At 66.3% G+C, this 15,699-nt stretch carries 13 protein-coding genes and 1 pseudogene; 9 read left to right on the top strand and 5 right to left on the bottom strand.

The features are described 5' to 3' along the window. Positions 1-93: 93 nt before the first annotated feature. From serB to yczE, 3 genes are read left to right on the top strand one after another with little or no spacing between them, the layout of a single operon-like run. Positions 94-1,320: a phosphoserine phosphatase SerB gene (gene serB, locus CH275_RS02525; protein ID WP_094674859.1), complete on the top strand. Its 1,227-nt coding sequence runs from the start codon at positions 94-96 to the stop codon at positions 1,318-1,320. Continuing rightward, positions 1,317-2,114 carry a peptidyl-tRNA hydrolase gene (locus tag CH275_RS02530; protein WP_094674861.1) on the top strand — a complete coding sequence of 266 codons (798 nt, stop codon included), beginning with the start codon at positions 1,317-1,319 and terminating at the stop codon, positions 2,112-2,114. Before serB ends, CH275_RS02530 begins: the two co-directional genes overlap by 4 nt. Positions 2,115-2,174: 60 nt before the next feature. Beyond that, complete coding sequence (gene yczE / locus CH275_RS29835) at positions 2,175-2,894, top strand: membrane protein YczE (protein ID WP_256990823.1); 720 nt, start codon at positions 2,175-2,177, stop codon at positions 2,892-2,894. Here yczE and glgX read toward each other — a convergent pair. Next, positions 2,843-5,071, bottom strand: a pseudogene (gene glgX / locus CH275_RS02540) (glycogen debranching protein GlgX); the annotation flags it as partial. The gene yczE and the pseudogene glgX sit on opposite strands and share 52 nt — an antisense overlap. On the opposite strand from glgX, the gene CH275_RS02545 reads away from it, so the two are divergent. The 5 genes from CH275_RS02545 to CH275_RS02565 all read left to right on the top strand — a co-directional run bounded on the left by CH275_RS02545 (position 4,965) and on the right by CH275_RS02565 (position 9,809). After that, the gene (locus CH275_RS02545) at positions 4,965-5,807 is read left to right on the top strand and encodes an ABC transporter ATP-binding protein (protein WP_094675332.1); all 843 of its coding nucleotides are present in this window, start codon (positions 4,965-4,967) and stop codon (positions 5,805-5,807) included. The pseudogene glgX and the gene CH275_RS02545 overlap by 107 nt on opposite strands. Positions 5,808-5,857: 50 nt before the next feature. Next, positions 5,858-6,673, top strand: coding sequence for an NUDIX hydrolase (locus CH275_RS02550; protein ID WP_094674864.1), 816 nt, complete (start codon positions 5,858-5,860; stop codon positions 6,671-6,673). Positions 6,674-6,699: 26 nt separating this feature from the next. Beyond that, positions 6,700-7,479, top strand: coding sequence for an enoyl-CoA hydratase/isomerase family protein (locus CH275_RS02555; RefSeq protein WP_094674866.1), 780 nt, complete (start codon positions 6,700-6,702; stop codon positions 7,477-7,479). Positions 7,480-7,573: 94 nt separating this feature from the next. Next, on the top strand, positions 7,574-8,596 hold the full coding sequence (locus CH275_RS02560) for a class I SAM-dependent methyltransferase (RefSeq protein WP_094674868.1): 1,023 nt from the start codon (positions 7,574-7,576) through the stop codon (positions 8,594-8,596). A gap of 40 nt (positions 8,597-8,636) precedes the next feature. Then, positions 8,637-9,809, top strand: a complete 1,173-nt coding sequence (locus CH275_RS02565; protein ID WP_094674870.1) for a THUMP-like domain-containing protein — start codon at positions 8,637-8,639, stop codon at positions 9,807-9,809. Here CH275_RS02565 and CH275_RS02570 read toward each other — a convergent pair. Next, the gene (locus CH275_RS02570; RefSeq protein WP_094674872.1) at positions 9,797-11,119 is read right to left on the bottom strand and encodes an outer membrane protein assembly factor BamB family protein; all 1,323 of its coding nucleotides are present in this window, start codon (positions 11,117-11,119) and stop codon (positions 9,797-9,799) included. The two genes, CH275_RS02565 and CH275_RS02570, sit on opposite strands and share 13 nt — an antisense overlap. Before the next feature lie 148 nt (positions 11,120-11,267). Between CH275_RS02570 and CH275_RS02575 the strand changes: the two genes are divergently transcribed. Continuing rightward, positions 11,268-12,029, top strand: coding sequence for an acyltransferase (locus CH275_RS02575; RefSeq protein WP_094674874.1), 762 nt, complete (start codon positions 11,268-11,270; stop codon positions 12,027-12,029). Positions 12,030-12,036: 7 nt separating this feature from the next. On the opposite strand, the gene CH275_RS02580 is transcribed toward CH275_RS02575, so the two are convergent. The 3 genes from CH275_RS02580 to CH275_RS02590 are packed head-to-tail and all read right to left on the bottom strand — an operon-like array spanning position 12,037 to position 15,625. Continuing rightward, a complete protein-coding gene (locus CH275_RS02580; RefSeq protein ID WP_094674876.1) occupies positions 12,037-13,284 on the bottom strand; it encodes a glycosyltransferase family 4 protein in 1,248 nt (415 codons plus the stop codon). After that, positions 13,281-14,813 carry a 1,4-alpha-glucan branching protein domain-containing protein gene (locus CH275_RS02585; protein WP_094675334.1) on the bottom strand — a complete coding sequence of 511 codons (1,533 nt, stop codon included), beginning with the start codon at positions 14,811-14,813 and terminating at the stop codon, positions 13,281-13,283. Before CH275_RS02585 ends, CH275_RS02580 begins: the two co-directional genes overlap by 4 nt. 23 nt (positions 14,814-14,836) lie before the next feature. After that, the gene (locus CH275_RS02590; protein ID WP_256990824.1) at positions 14,837-15,625 is read right to left on the bottom strand and encodes a class I SAM-dependent methyltransferase; all 789 of its coding nucleotides are present in this window, start codon (positions 15,623-15,625) and stop codon (positions 14,837-14,839) included. Between the last annotated feature and the right edge of the window lie 74 nt (positions 15,626-15,699).

The following is a 15,699-nucleotide window of genomic DNA, read 5'->3' on the forward strand; positions in this document are numbered from 1 at the left end:
CTTGCGACAATCACGTGGCACGTTCGGGCTCGCCGTCCACTGCGTGTACCACGAAGACCTGTCCGGCCACTGGCCGCGCGAAAGGGAGATCCGGTGAGTACGAGCGAGACCGCAGTGCTGGTGACGGTGACGGGACCCGATAAGCCGGGCGTCACGTCGGTGCTGTTCGCAGCGCTGTCACGGCACAACGTCAGCCTGCTCGACGTCGAGCAGGTGGTCATCCGGGGCCGATTGACACTGGGTGTTCTGCTCTCCTGCCCTCGCGACCCCGAAGCGCTCCAGGAGGAGCTCGAGGACGCCATGGCCACCGTCGGCGTCCACGTCGACGTCGAGATCGGCACTGCACGCAACGGTGGCCAGAGCCTGGCCACCCATGTCGTCGTCATCCTGGGTCGCCCGGTGACCGCTCGGGCCTTCAGCACCATCTCGCGTGAACTCGCTCGTCAGGGTGCCAACATCGATTCCATTCGCGGGATTGCGGACTACCCCGTGACCGGCCTCGAACTGCAGGTGACCGCAACGGACACCTCGTCGGACGCCGACCTACAACTGCGCACCGGGCTCGCGGCCATCGCAGCCGGAATCGGCGTCGACATCGCTGTGCAACGGGGTGGAATTGCGCGGCGCTCCAAGCGACTGATCGTGTTCGACGTCGACTCCACACTCGTCCAGGGCGAGGTCATCGAGATGCTGGCTGCCCGCGCCGGACGCGAGGACGAAGTACGCGCAGTCACCGAAGCTGCCATGCGCGGCGAGATCGACTTCGCGGAGTCGCTCGAGCAGCGAGTCGCGGTGCTTGCCGGCCTCGACGAATCCGTCATCGACGAGGTGGGCGAGAGCCTGGAGTTGACGGCGGGGGCACGGACGACCATCCGTACCCTGCGACGTCTCGGGTTCGCTTGCGGCGTCGTGTCCGGAGGTTTTCGACAGGTCATCGATGGTCTCGCTCACGAACTCGAGCTCGACTACGTCAAGGCGAACACCTTGGAGATCGTCGACGGCAAGCTCACGGGTCGAGTGATCGGCGAGGTGATCGATCGCGCTGCCAAAGCGACCGCGCTCCGCGAATTCGCAGCCCAGTCGGGAGTGCCGATGGAGCAGACTGTCGCCGTTGGTGACGGAGCGAACGACATCGACATGCTGACTGCCGCAGGGCTCGGGGTCGCCTTCAACGCCAAGCCCGCGTTGCGCGAGATCGCCGACACGGCCATCTCACATCCGTACCTGGATGCAGTTCTGTTCATTCTCGGCGTGACCCGCAACGAGATCGAAGCCGCGGACGCAGTCGACGGGGGAGTCCGCCGCGTCCCGATCCCATGACCGGTGATTCCGTGACCGGTGATTCACCGGATGACGTAGCCACCGAGACGGCGGCCGAAGAACTGTCACCGGACAACACGTTCGCGGCTCGCCACGCCGTGCTAGCCCGCGGGTACGGGGGAGCCGAGGACCCAGCCGATCCGGCGGACGTGCTGGCGATGCCGCTGGTTCTGCACATCCCGAAAGCCGAGCCTCCGTTGCGAAGCGAATTGCTCGAGGCGGCCGCGCGAGCGACAGTGGCGCTCTGCCTCGACCCACGGGTGGGAACAGGTGCCCCCTGGCACGATGGATTCGTCGACTGGGCGTCGGCCCGGATTCGCAAGGTGGCCCGACGGGCGCGAGGCACGCAATGGACTGCGGCACAGGATGTTCCGGGCGTCACAGTCGATGTCGGGGGAGCATCGGCACGAGCCTTGGTGCCCGGTCGCGTCGGGGATCTCGATCCGCGGATCAAGCGCCTGCAGATCGGTGGCACCGACGTTCCGTCCGACGAAGCGCCCGCACCACTGGCAGGCCCGGTGCTGTGGGTCGACGCCTCGTTGTCCATGACGGTGGGCAAGGCCGCCGCGCAGGTCGGGCACGCGTCGATGTTGCTTGCCGGAGCGATGAGCGTGCAGGAGTGCCGGGAGTGGGGGTCGAGCGGATATCGTTGTTCGGTTCGCCCGGCCGACCCGGCGCAGTGGGCACGTGCGCTGGACGAGGTGCGCGGCGGACGCGCCGTCGCAGTGCGGGACGCAGGCTTCACCGAAGTGGCGCCCGGTTCGACGACGGTGATCGCGGTTCTCGGAACCTGAGGTCCACTGTCGTATAAGTGGCTATGCAGAACGTATCCAGTCTTCCCGGAGACTGGAAGCATGTTCTCCTCATCGCTTCGTGCAGTCTCCGGTCGTCGTCTTCCTTCTCGGCTGGTTGCCCTCTACGTGGGGCTGTGGCTGTACGGGGCCTCGATGTCGTTGATGATCGCAGGCGGACTCGGTGTCAACCCCTGGGATGTGTTCCACCAGGGCATCGAAAGCCATGTCTCCCTCAGCTTCGGAACCATCACCGCGATCACCGGAGTTGCGGTGCTGCTGATGTGGATTCCACTGCGGCAACGTCCGGGTCTGGGGACCGTGAGCAACGTGGTGGTGATCGCAGTTGCCGTGGATGCGACGTCGGCACTGTTGCCGCATCTCGACGGACTGCTCATTCGGTCGCTGGCCATGGTGTCGGGGATCGTGGTGAACGCGTTCGCCACGGCCCTGTACATCGGTGCCGGAATGGGCCCGGGCCCACGTGACGGTTTGATGACCGGCCTGGTGGCCAGAACCGGGTGGTCGATCCGGCTCACGCGTACCGGCATCGAACTGACCGTGGTGCTCACCGGTTGGTTGCTCGGCGGGACTCTCGGGGTGGGTACGGTGCTCTATGCGCTCGGGGTCGGCCCGCTCGTGCAGCTGTTCATGACTCACCTGCCTGCGCTGCGGAACACCAGCACCGTGGGGCCGGTCACCGAGATCATCGAACCTGCTTCCAGCGCAACGGTGTTCGACGGTACTCCGTCCGCACGGGAGGAATCGAGTACCGGGACGTAACGCGACGACGACCAACTCGGGCAGGCCAGCGCGATCTCTGCCGGTCCTCCCGAGTGCAGGATCAGTAGCGAACTGGCGTCGTCGACCTGGCCGCCGTCGGACGCATAGGAGCGGACGTCCGAACCGTCGACCCAGGCCGCGATCGTGCGTACCGAATCGTCGTTCCACCGGTCGGTGTCGAATTCCGTTCCGGCAGAATCGAACCACACCAGATCGGGTCGGCCGTTCGGAGTGGCACGGCCGGTGAAGAACTCCTGCTGTCGTAGCGTCGGGGCGCTTGCTCGGACGCGAAGCAAGCGAGCGACGAAGCGAATCATGTTCTGATCGGCACCGGCCCAGTCGATGGCCCAGGCGTCTGCGGCCGGAGTATCGAAGGGAACGCAGTACGCGTTGTTGTTGCCGGCCTGGGTATGGCCCAGTTCGTCGCCGGCCAGCAGCATCGGCGTGCCGGTCGAGAGAGTCAGGGTGGCCAACAATGCCCGAACGTGGCGTCCACGAGCATCGAGAACCCCCGAATCCTCGGTCGGTCCCTCGATCCCGTGATTGACCGACGAGTTGTTGTCGGTTCCGTCCCTGTTCTCTTCGCCGTTGGCCTCGTTGTGCTTGTTCTCGTAGGACACCAGATCGCGGGCGGTGAACCCGTCGTGCGCGGTGACGAAATTGATCGACGCCCAGGGCAGACGGCCGCCACCGGCGAACAGGTCCTCCGAACCGGCCAAGCGCGAGGCGAGTTCCCGGACGCCGTGGTGCCCTGCCCAGAAATTTCGTACCGTGTCGCGGTAACGATCGTTCCACTCCGACCACGCCACTCCGAAGTTTCCGACCTGGTAGCCCGCACCGGTGGCGTCCCACGGCTCGGCGATCAGCTTGACCTGTGACAGAAGAGGATCCACCGCTATTGCGGTCAGTAGCGGTGCGCGAGAATCGAATCGCCAACCACCGGGCCTGCCGAGCGTGCTCGCGAGGTCGAACCGGAACCCGTCGACGCCCATCTCGTCGACCCAGTAGCGCAGGCTGTCGCACACCATGCGCACGACCGCGGGCGACGCCGAGTCGAGAGTGTTGCCGCAACCGGTCAGGTCGACGTCCGATCCGCGGCCGTCGAGGAGGTAGTAGCCGGGAGCATCGAGCCCGCGCCAACTGATCGACGGACCGTCGACCGCCGACTCGCACGTGTGGTTGTAGACGACGTCGAGGATCACCTCGATCCCCGCACCGTGCAACGCGTCGACCATGGTCCGGAATTCGTCGACCTCGTCGCCGGGAACCGCAGCGAAGCGCGGATCCGGCGCGAAGTAGGCCCCGGTCGAGTAACCCCAGTGGTTCCGCATTCCGCGGGCACGTACACCGGGCTCGGTGAATGTGGTGTGCACGGGCAGCAACTCGATCGACGTGACCCCGATGCGAGCGAGATGTTCTAGCACCGCGGGTTGGGCGAGTCCCAGGTAGGTGCCGCGAAGATGGGAGGGTACGTCCGGATGACGGGCAGTGAACGACCCCACGTGCAACTCGTAGAGGACGGTTCGGTCCCACGGCACGGACGGGCGCGCCGGCCGACCGGTGCTAGCGAGAGGTGCGCGAACCACGCCGAGGGGCACGTGCCCGAGCGAATCGCGAGAACTCGGTGCTCCGAACGGATCGTCCTCGTACGCCAACAACGCCGACGGATCTCCGAATTCTCCGCTGACCTGACGGGCGGAGGGATCGAGCAGAATCTTCGCACCGTTGAATCGACGCCCCGCGTGCGGATCCCACCGGCCGTGTGCTCGGAAGCCGTATCGGTCACCGGGTCGAACGCCCGGAACGAAGCCGTGTCGAACTCCGAACGTACCGGTGGTCAGTTCTACTCGCCGCTCGCCGCCGTCCGGATCGATCAGGCACACCTCGACGCCCTCGGCCTCGGGCGCGTGGACTGCAAATTGCGTGCCAGTCGACTGCGCGGTGGCACCGAGGGGGAACGGCGATCCGGGTGGATTGGAGCCAGCTTCCCGGTCCTCTGATCGATGGGGACCGGCGGGCAGATCGTGATTTGGCGACACGCGTGCACATCCTGCCGTGAATGCAGGGTCGATGTGCGGGAAGATAGGCGTCGTGTCTGAACCGGATCCCGACCTGCTCGTAGATTTCACCGATGTCGTCGTCCGCCGTGGTGGTGTGACCTTGGTGGGGCCCGTCACCTGGAAGGTGGAACTGGACGAACGGTGGGTCGTCCTCGGGCCGAACGGTGCCGGAAAGACGTCGTTGTTGCGTATCGCGGCGGCCGAGATCCATCCGACATCGGGTGTCGCCCACATTCTCGGCGAGGTCATGGGCAAAGCCGACGTCTCCGAACTCCGACCCCGAATCGGGTTGTCGTCGTCCTCGCTGGCCCACCGCATTCCGGCCGACGAGCTGGTGTCCGACCTGGTGGTCTCCGCCGGGTACTCCGTACTGGGACGCTGGCGCGAGAAGTACGACGCAGTCGACACCGAACGCGCGGTGGAGATGCTGGAGAGTCTCGGTGCCGAGCATCTAGCCACTCGCACCTACGGCACCCTCTCGGAAGGCGAACGCAAGCGGGTCCTCATCGCGCGCGCGTTGATGACCGACCCCGAACTGCTGCTGCTCGACGAGCCTGCGGCGGGTCTCGACCTCGGCGGTCGCGAGGAACTGGTGGCACGTCTGGCCGACATCGCTGCCGACCCGGATTCCCCTGCCACCGTGTTGATCACCCACCACGTGGAGGAAATCCCCCCGGGGTTCAGTCACGCGTTGCTGCTCAAGGAAGGCGGTGTGGTGGCACAGGGGCTGTTGGACGATGTCATCACCGCGGAGAACCTCACCGAGGCGTTCAGCCAGTCGATCGCGCTCGACCGGGTCGACGGCCGCTTCTTCGCCCGCCGCACTCGGGCTGCCGGTGCGCACCGACGCTAGCGCTGGACCACCCCGATCTCGCTGATCTGCTCAGCGGTACGTTGCCATTCATGAGCTCGAACAGTGCTGCCGATCACGTGCCTGTGCGTGATGCCTCGACAGTCATCCTGATCCGTGACGGTCGATCACGTCCCGAGATCGAAGTGTTTCTCCTGGAACGTGTCGGCGGAATGGCGTTCGCGGGCGGCATGACGGTGTTCCCCGGAGGCGGCGTCGATCCCTCCGACGCAGCGGCCGACGTGGGTTGGGCAGGCCCACCGCCTTCGTGGTGGGCCGAACGCCTCGGAACCGACGAGGGCAGAGCGCAGGCCCTGGTCTGTGCCGCGGCGCGCGAGACGTTCGAGGAGTGCGGGGTACTGCTGGCCGGGTCGGCTCCGGATTCCATCGTTGCCGACACTGCCCCGTTCGCTGCGGAGCGAGGTCGACTCGAGCGACGCGAACTCTCGTTCGCCGAATTTCTCACCGCACACGACCTGGTGCTGCGCTCGGACCTGCTTCGGCCGTGGTCGCACTGGATCACGCCGGTGGGCGAAGCGCGACGGTACGACACTCGGTTCTTCGTCGCAGTTCTTCCGGAAGGCCAGAAGGCGGACGGGGAAACCAGCGAAGCAGCATCGGTAAGTTGGCGTTCGACCGGTGCTGCAATGGCGGATTGGCGACAGGGAAACACAATCCTGCTCCCACCGACCTGGAGCCAGTTGGACGCACTGTCTCGGTTCGAGACCGTCGCCGACGTCGTCGACCACGAACGTGACATCACCCCGATCCTGCCGATTCTCACCCGTGAGGACGGCGCGGTCCGGGTGATCTTCGACGGGGACGACGCGTACTACGCCGGAGCGCAACATCCCTGGGCCGATCGCTGAACTGTCGCCGGGTAGCCTTTCGGCCCATGGCTGAGTTCGTGAATCTCGAAGTATCCGACGGTATCGGCACCATCCGCCTGGATCGTCCGCCGATGAATGCGCTCGATCGTCAGATGCAGGAAGAAATTCGCTCGGCGGCTCGGGAAGCGACCGTGAACACCGACGTCAAGGCGGTCGTCGTCTATGGCGGCGAGAAGGTGTTCGCAGCCGGTGCGGACATCAAGGAGATGGTGGCGCTGTCGGCGGCGGAAATGGCGGAGATCGCCGGCGACCTGCAGTCCGCTCTGGGCTCGCTGAGCACCATCCCCAAGCCGGTAGTCGCCGCCGTGACCGGATACGCGCTCGGCGGTGGACTCGAGGTCGCTCTCGGCGCCGATCGTCGAATAGCCGGAGACAACGCCAAGTTCGGTGTCCCCGAAGTGCTCCTCGGTGTCATTCCCGGCGGCGGCGGCACTCAACGACTGGCGCGGCTGATCGGCCCGAGTCGAGCAAAGGACATGGTCTTCACCGGCCGCTTCGTCGGTGCGGAGGAAGCTCTGCGGATCGGTCTGGTGGACGAGGTGGTGGCCCCCGACGAGGTGTACAACGCGGCGCGGGCGTGGGCCATGCAATTCACCAAGGGCGCATCGAGGGCGCTCGCCGCCGCAAAGGCGTCGATCGATCAGGGACTCGACGTCGATCTCACCAACGGCCTTCGAATCGAGGCTCAGCAGTTCGCAGCCCTGTTCGCCACCGACGATCGGACGATCGGGATGAAGTCCTTCGTGGCCGACGGCCCGGGCAAGGCGACCTTCACCGGCCGGTGACGACAGTGCCTGCCGTCGACGGAGTTGTTTCACAGCTACCGGATAGTAGGCTCGCCTGATGACTGCAAGCCCCCACGACGGTGTGAATCGATCGATGTCGAGTGTGACGTCCCTGGCCTCGGGCGAGGCCGACGAGCGTGAGGCCGATCCGGCCCCGAACCCGCATGCCACTGCCGAACAGGTCGAAGCCGCACGGTCGGACACCAAGCTGGCGCAGGTGCTCTATCACGACTGGGAAGCCGAGACCTACGACGACAAGTGGTCGATCTCCTACGACGAGCGCTGCATCGACTACGCCCGTGGCAGATTCGATCAGGCCGTCTCCGGTGACGCCTCGGCGCAATCCGCTCTGCCGTACGGTCGCGCCCTCGAATTGGGCTGCGGAACCGGTTTCTTCCTCCTCAACCTGATGCAGGCGGGCATCGCCGACAAGGGCTCGGTCACCGACCTGTCACCCGGAATGGTGAAAGTCGCGCTGCGCAATGCCGAGCATCTCGGTCTCGACGTGGACGGCCGCGTTGCCGATGCAGAGACCATTCCCTACGACGACAACACCTTCGACCTGGTCGTCGGCCATGCCGTGCTCCACCACATCCCGGACGTCGAACAGTCGCTGCGTGAGGTGCTGCGCGTGCTCAAGCCCGGCGGGCGATTCGTCTTCGCGGGCGAACCCACTACCGTCGGCAACTTCTACGCTCGCTGGCTCGGGCGCATCACCTGGGAAACGACCACTCGCGTGACCAAATTGCCGTTCCTGGCGAGCTGGCGCAAGCCGCAGGAAGAACTCGACGAGTCCTCGCGAGCCGCTGCGCTCGAGGCCGTGGTCGACCTGCATACGTTCGATCCCACCGACCTCGAGAACATCGCTCTGTCGGCCGGTGCCGAGCACGTTCAGGCGAACACCGAGGAGTTCGCTGCCGCTCTGCTCGGGTGGCCGGTGCGGACGTTCGAGGCCGCAGTTCCCGCGGGGAAGCTGGGCTGGAACTGGGCCAAATTCGCTTTCGGTGGCTGGAAGACTCTGAGTTGGGTGGACGAGAACGTGCTGCAGCACGTGGTGCCGCGCGGGCTGTTCTACAACGTGATGATCACCGGCACCAAGCCCGCTTCTCGCGGTTGACCGCGTCGGGCTGCCACAGTCTCTGCGTTCGAGTCCGGTAATGGGCTACGAGTTCACCGGCACCGACCTCGACTTCCTGCGAAGCGAGGTCGGTGCGGAAGCTCTCGCTGCGGTCGATCGGCTCGAGCTCGGTGCTCGAACATCGGTGCGCGACATCACGTCGGTGCGCGCTCGCTTCCCTGACCGTGCGAGCGCGTTGATCGAAACCGTCACGGTCCGCCGTAAGGCACGAGTCAAGTTGCTCGACTCCGATCACTGGCTGGTGACCGACGACGCCGTCCAACAGGCAACTCCGACGCTTGTCGCACGCAGGCGCGCTGCTCGACTGGCCGGGCGTCGAGTGCACGATGTGACGTGCTCCATCGGCAGCGAACTGGCTGTGCTGGTGGAATCGGCCGACGTGGTGGTGGGCAGCGATCTCGACCCGATCCGGCTTCGGATGGCCGCGCACAACGTCCCGAGTGCCACTGTGCTGCGGGCCGACGCACTGACCCCGACGACGCGTGGAACCGTCGTGGTCGCCGATCCCGGTAGGCGAGCGGGTGGTCGGCGACGCCACGATCCGGCGGCGTTGCAACCCCCGCTGCCCGACCTGTTCGACGCCTATCGCGGCCGAGATCTGGTGGTCAAGTGCGCTCCCGGTCTCGATTTCGACGCTGTCGACTGGCCCGGCGAGATCGAGGTCGTCTCGCTCGACGGGGGAGTGCGGGAGGCGTGCCTGTGGCCGGAAGGGTTGAGCGAGAGCGGAGTTCGTCGTCGCGCTGCAGTTCTTCGGTCGGACGGTACCGCCCTGGAATTCACCGACGCCGAATCCGACGACATTCCGGTTCGGCCGCCGGGGAACTACATCATCGACCCCGACGGAGCCGTGGTCAGGGCCGGTCTGGTTCGGCATTACGGTGCCAGATTCGGTCTGTGGCAACTCGATCCGAGGATCGCGTACCTGACCGGTGACGCGGTACCGCCCGGGGTTCGCGGCTTTCGCATCCTGGAGCAGTCGAAGTTCTCGGAGAAAGTGCTTCGGCAACAACTGAATCGGCTGGACTGCGGTTCGGCCGAGATTCTCGTACGTGGGGTGGACGTGGACCCCGCGATACTGCGCCCCAAGCTGAAACTTCGCGGAACCGTACCGCTGTCGGTGGTGATCACCCGTATCGATCGGTCCGCGGTGGCCTTCGTGTGCGCGCCCGGCGCGATCGATCAGTCGGTGTAGGTGAAGATCTCACCCAGATAGCTCGCCGTGACGACCTGTCCGTCCGGGCCGATGGACGTGCCGACCGTGGTACCGACGACGTCGGGAACGGGTTGCGAGTCGACTGTGTCGCCAGTGGTGGCATCGAATGTGAGCAGCGCGAGCCCGTCGCCGTCGCGGATGACGGTGTGGCCACGGCCGTCTGCGGATTGTGCTGCTGTTCCTGCTTGTTCGATGTCGTCGCGCACCCATACCCGCTCGGCGGAATCGCCGTTGTCGCGTAGTCCGATCAGGGTGCCGTCGCCGCCCGCCGGCACGATCGTGCCGTCTGCGGCGATCGACGGGGCGGCCCCGACACCGAGCCCGGTACCCTCGGTCCACCTCGTCCGACCGTCCGCGGTGTCGAATGCGCTCAACCGGCCGTCGACGTCGGCCAGGTACACCGTCGAACCGTCCTCGGAGAGCACCGGCGACGACGCGACTCCTGCAGGCAAGAGGTCCGAGGACCACCGTTCGACGAGCCCGGGTGACCCGTCCCGGGTGTATTGCAGGGAAACGAGTTGCGGTGCAATCGAACCCGGACGCCACAGGGTCAAGTAGATCGTTCCGGTCGCGGTGTCGACCGCAGGAGCCGCCGGTACGGCGCATTCGGATCCACCCGAACTGCATTGAGCGAGTCCGGTGTCGACCGGGCGAAAATCGGAGTTCGGATCGGTGAGGAAGTTCGGCGTCGGTACGAGATCGAGAATCGGTACTCGAAGCTGACCGTTCTGCGAGTCCAGAACGCTGACCTGGCCCATTTGGGTGATCGAGAGCACGCTGCCGTCGCCGAGGAACTGGGCGGATTTGGGTACGCCGTACACCGTTGTGCGCCAGCGCAACTGACCGTGATCGTTGTACGAGTTCATGCCGCCGTCGTCGCCGATGTACACGTTGATCGCCGAATCGACCGTGGGAGTGGCTGTGACGACGGACGGCCCGACGCGATTGCACCAGCGCTTGCGGGCGGACTCGATCTCGAAAGAGAAGAGGTTGCATCCGGATTCGGTGGCGGCGGTGACGAACATCTGACCGGTCGAGCCGATGGAGACCGGAGAGGTCACGGTGCCGCCGGTCGGCCGAGTCCAGTCCAACGTCAGGGGATCGTTCACCGACACCGTGGTCGAGCCGGAGTTGTGGGCATTTCCGTGTGCGGCGGGCCACGAGTCGGGCGAGAGTGGTTCGATGGCCGTCGTATCGGCGCTGCAGCCGCTCAGGATCACCAGCAGGGCCGCCGAAGCGACCGCAGTGACCTTCCTGCCGGTCCTGCCGTTGGCCCTGACGCCCTGCATCGATCACTCCCATGAGTTCTTCCGTGCCCGACGTGGTGCCGGGGCGTCCTGTTCGTCCTGTGCCGACGAGCAACACTCGACAGGCAACCCTAGCCCGCCGACGGGTGCAGGCAGAGAGCGGGCGAACGAGAAACTAGGGTGAACGACCATGACGAGTATGTGGAACGCGCCGCTGCGGACACGCTGGCGCGGTTCGAGACGGCGCGACACCGAGCAGGCGCGGTTTCTCACGCGCGCGTCCCTCGACTGGGTGCTCGCGAACAAGGCGTACACGCCGTGGTACCTGGTGCGGTACTACCGATTGGCGAAGTTCAAGCTGGCGAATCCGCACGTGATCCTGAAGGGCATGGTGTTCCTCGGGAAGAACGTCGAGATCCACTCCACTCCGGAACTCTCACGCCTCGAGATCGGCCGCTGGGTCCACATCGGTGACGGCAATGCCATTCGCTGCCACGAGGGTTCGCTCCGGATCGGCGACAAAGTGGTGTTCGGCAAGGACAACGTCGTCAACACTTACCTCGATATCGAGATCGGCGCGTCGACCCTGGTGGCCGACTGGTGCTACATCTGCGATTTCGATCACCGGATGGACGATGTGAACATGCCGATCAAGGATCAGGGAATCGTCAAGGGGCCGGTGAGAATAGGGCCGGACACATGGATCGCGGCCAAGGTGACGATCCTGCGCGAAACCCGAATCGGGCAGGGCTGCGTGCTCGGTGCCCATGCCGTGGTCAAGGGCGACATCCCGGACTACAGCATTGCCGTCGGAGCCCCGGCCAAGGTTGTCCGCAATCGCAAGGACGCCTGGGAGGCCGGCACCGCCGAACGTGCGAAATACATTGCAGCGCTGGAGGACATAGCGCGCAAGAAGGCCCTCGGTCAGGCCGAGGCGGCGCGGGAGACCTGACCCCGGGTCACGTGCGACCGGGGAGAGCGCGCTCGACGATGTGCGGGCGCGCCAATGGATGCCGAACCTTACGCTTGGCCTCCCGATAGACCTCCGCCGTCGACTCGGCGACGTGCTTCCAGTCGAAATCCACGGTGAGGCGTTCGCGCGCCGCCACGGCCCGCTCCTGCGCGGCGTCGGCGTTGTCGAGAACCTTGCGAACGGCCGCGGCCAGCCCGCCGACGTCGGCAGGGGCGAAGGACAGGCCGGTCACCCCGTCGACGATCGCCTCACCGAGACCACCCGCGGTCGACGCGACCAGCGGGGTTCCTGCCGCCGCGGCCTCGAGGGCGATGATGCCGAACGGTTCGTACCGACTGGGTAGGACGATGGCGTCGGCACCGTGCAGCCACCCGAGCAGTTCGGTGTGGTCCAGATTGCCGAGGAACGACACCGCTCGGGCGACGCGGTGGGTGCGCGCCAGCCCTGCCAACCAGGCGAACTGTGTTCCCTCACCGGCGATGTGCAAGGTGGTGCCCGGATGGCTCCGCCGAATGCGCGGGAGGGCGGCGATGGCGTCCTGGATTCCCTTCTCGTACTCGAGCCGGCCGACGTAGAGCAACCGGGCGGGCTCCGATCGCGGCTCGCGTCGCCGGAAGTTCCAGGCGGAGCCGTCGATTCCGTTTCGGATGACCTTCACCGCCGACTCCGACACCCCGAAGAGTGCGGCGACCTCGTCCCTCATGGACGACGAGCACGTGATGACCGCGTCGGAATCGTTGGCGAGCCACCACTCTATGGAGTGCACCTGACGGTTCACGGGGCCGGAGATCCAGCCGCTGTGCCGTCCGGCCTCGGTGGCGTGGATGGTCGAGACCAGCGGTACGTCGTAGAACTCGGCCAGGGCGATGGCGGGGTGCGCGACCAGCCAATCGTGGGCGTGGACGACGTCGGGCTGCCAGCCCTCGCCGAGCCCCGGCTTACCGAGGGCGACGCCGGCACGGACCATCGCGTGGCCCATCGCGAGGGTCCACGCGAGCATGTCTTCCCCGAACACGAAGTGAGCCGGGTCCTCCGCGACGGCGACGACGAGAACGCCGTCCTCGATGTGATGCGAGGTCGGGTGCGTGGCGGCGTCGGTGCCGGTGGGTCGACGCGACAGTACGACGACTTCGTGCCCGCAACGGACCAGTTCGGTCGCCAGGTGATGAACATGCCGACCGAGTCCGCCGACCACCACGGGTGGGTATTCCCACGACACCATCAGAATTCTCATCGACGCCCCCCTGCAGTTTCCGGCTCGCTGCCACCGCGCGCACCGGGTAGGCGTCGCGCGTCCAACGCAGGGAACAGTCCGTCGGCGCGGTTCCACTGCTGTGCCAAGTCGGTCGCCCGTGTGGTCGAACCGCCTGCGGCCGCAGCAGCGATCTCGCGCAGAGCGTGCGCATGGACGTGCGCTCGTTCCCGCGCATAACCGGCGGCGGAGTCCTTGCTGACCATGAATGCCCAGTCGCTGGCCACTGCCATCAGTGTCTCACGCAGTATCTGATCGTTGACCCGATTGCGAAGTTCGGGGCCGCCGCCCCGGCGCTGCGAACTCCGGGCCGCATCGACGGCGTCGAGCGCAGTCTTTGCCACCTCGGAGTTCAGAGTGACCAGGTCGGCGACGTCGTCTCCTGCCCATACGCGCCAGTCCTTCCCCGATCCCCATGACGAATCCGGTAGCTCGAGCGGTGCACCGACGAACCCCTGCTCTCGTGCGTCGTTCAGTGTGCCGACCGTGACACCGGCGGCCGGGAGTGCGCGCATGAGCTTGTCGAGCCACTGCGGGCCCTCGTGCCACCAGTGTCCGAAGAGCTCGGTGTCGAATGCGGCCACGACCAGGGCATCACGTCCGATTCGCTCGGATTCCGAGATCAGGCGTCGACGGATCACGTCAACGAAGTCTGCGACGTGGCGGTCCACCGTCGCGGCGGCCCGCTCGGGGTCGTAGGGCGCCTTGTCGTGCGAGGCGACCGTGCGGCCGGTGACGCGCGCAGGCTTGAGGCCGGTGTCGTGATCGTAGGTGTGGAAGTCCCGGTATGAACCGTGACCGGGATAGCCCGATTTCGGTGACCAGACGCGGTAGCTGACCGGCAGGTCGCGTCCGAACGCGACGACGTCGGAGTCCCACACCGGCCTGCCGAGGGAGGTATCGCCGCGCATTGCCGGCCCGTCGACCATGAAGTGCGAGACCCCGGCCGCGGCGTATTCGGTTTCCATCCCGGGTGTGAACCCGCACTCGGGTGCCCAGATGCCCCGAGGCGTGGTACCCCAGCGGCTGTGGGCGTCGAGCAGGCCCTCGCGGAGCGAGAACTCACGGAGTCGGGGATCGAGCAGCGGCTGGAACGGGTGTGCCAGCGGGCCGCCGAGCAGTTCGACGGTCCCGGCATCGACGAGTGGTCGAAGTACCGCGGAGCCGCCGTGTCGCCACCGGGTCTCGAATCGATCGAGCGCGGCGGCGGAACCTCGGTGCTCGCGAACGGACAGATCCCGGTCGGTCGCCTCGTGGGCCCGCAGCTGCCAGTTTCCGAGCCAGTGGTGCATCCCGGACAGGCAGTGCGGATCGTCGAGCTGGGCGGCCAGGACCGGGGTGATCCCCAGCGACAGCACGCTGGTGTGGCCATCGTCGGCCAGTCGCTCCAGAGCCGCGGTCAGCGGCAGATAGCAGTCCGCCCAGGACTGGTACAGCCATTCCTCGCCGACGGGCCAGCGCCCGTGATTGGCCAGCCACGGCAGGTGAGAGTGCAGCACGAGGGAGAACATGCCCGGCACGGTGGCACCGGATGTCACCCGATCACCGCGCTCGAGCTCTTGCGAGCGATGGCGACCAGGTCGAGGCTGCCGTCGATGTCGTCGGCGGTGATGTCGAAGTCGTCGACCGAGATGGCCGCGACGTCCTCGGTGAGTGCGGCCGGCCAGGGTTCACCGGCCAGGGCTCGTTCGATCTGGGCGTCGATGAACGAACCGCCGTGCTTGGCATCGAGGGCGGCCAGCGTGCGTCCGTGCCGGACCCCGGTGAGTTCGTCGACCTCGAGCCGAGCGTCCACGAGGAGCTCGGTGAGTTCGGCCGCGTCGAGTTCGCGGGTGTGGAAGGGATTGAGCGGGGTGTCGCGCCCGGGGGAGAACGTGATGCGGTTGGGCGTGCTGATCAACAGAATGCCCCCGGGTGCGAGCACTCGGTGCACTTCGGCGAGGAACGCACCTTGATCCCAGAGGTGCTCGATCACCTGGAAATTGACGACGACGTCGATCGAGGAATCGGCGACGGGAAGACGGTCGAGATTCCCGCGCAACATCGTCACCCTCGGGTAGCGGGCATGCACGTGTGCGGCGGCCGACGCGTCGTAGTCGAGACCGAGAACGTTGGTCGCGACATCGGCAATCATGTTGGCTCCGTAGCCTTCTCCCGATCCTGCCTCGAGTACGGTGCGGTCGCGGCACTGCTCGACGAGAGCCCGGTAGACCACCTCGTGTCGGCGGAACCAGTAGTTCTCCTCGGCGATGCCCGGCACCGTGCGCTCGCCGGTGAGGGGGAGTGGTTCCGGTGTCGGTGCCTGAGCCGATGAATCGTTCACCGACGAAAGGTTAGTGGAGGCGCGGGGGAGGAAAGCCAACGTGGTCTCCGTAACAGTCGGGGTGCAGATGTATG

It is taken from the genome of Rhodococcus sp. 06-235-1A (assembly GCF_002258785.1).
In the GTDB taxonomy this organism is placed as follows: Bacteria; Actinomycetota; Actinomycetes; order Mycobacteriales; family Mycobacteriaceae; genus Rhodococcoides.

What these genes read in the sequence shown, in the direction of transcription:
- CH275_RS02530 (WP_094674861.1), top strand. Translation starts at nt 1,317, where the DNA reads ATGACCGGTGATTCCGTGACCGGTGATTCACCGGATGACGTAGCCACC.
- CH275_RS02560 (WP_094674868.1), top strand. Translation starts at nt 7,574, where the DNA reads ATGTCGAGTGTGACGTCCCTGGCCTCGGGCGAGGCCGACGAGCGTGAG.
- CH275_RS02575 (WP_094674874.1), top strand. Translation starts at nt 11,268, where the DNA reads ATGACGAGTATGTGGAACGCGCCGCTGCGGACACGCTGGCGCGGTTCG.
- CH275_RS02555 (WP_094674866.1), top strand. Translation starts at nt 6,700, where the DNA reads ATGGCTGAGTTCGTGAATCTCGAAGTATCCGACGGTATCGGCACCATC.
- CH275_RS02545 (WP_094675332.1), top strand. Translation starts at nt 4,965, where the DNA reads ATGTGCGGGAAGATAGGCGTCGTGTCTGAACCGGATCCCGACCTGCTC.
- CH275_RS02550 (WP_094674864.1), top strand. Translation starts at nt 5,858, where the DNA reads ATGAGCTCGAACAGTGCTGCCGATCACGTGCCTGTGCGTGATGCCTCG.
- yczE (WP_256990823.1), top strand. Translation starts at nt 2,175, where the DNA reads ATGTTCTCCTCATCGCTTCGTGCAGTCTCCGGTCGTCGTCTTCCTTCT.
- CH275_RS02565 (WP_094674870.1), top strand. Translation starts at nt 8,637, where the DNA reads ATGGGCTACGAGTTCACCGGCACCGACCTCGACTTCCTGCGAAGCGAG.
- CH275_RS02570 (WP_094674872.1), bottom strand. Translation starts at nt 11,119, where the DNA reads ATGCAGGGCGTCAGGGCCAACGGCAGGACCGGCAGGAAGGTCACTGCG.
- CH275_RS02585 (WP_094675334.1), bottom strand. Translation starts at nt 14,813, where the DNA reads ATGTTCTCCCTCGTGCTGCACTCTCACCTGCCGTGGCTGGCCAATCAC.
- CH275_RS02580 (WP_094674876.1), bottom strand. Translation starts at nt 13,284, where the DNA reads ATGAGAATTCTGATGGTGTCGTGGGAATACCCACCCGTGGTGGTCGGC.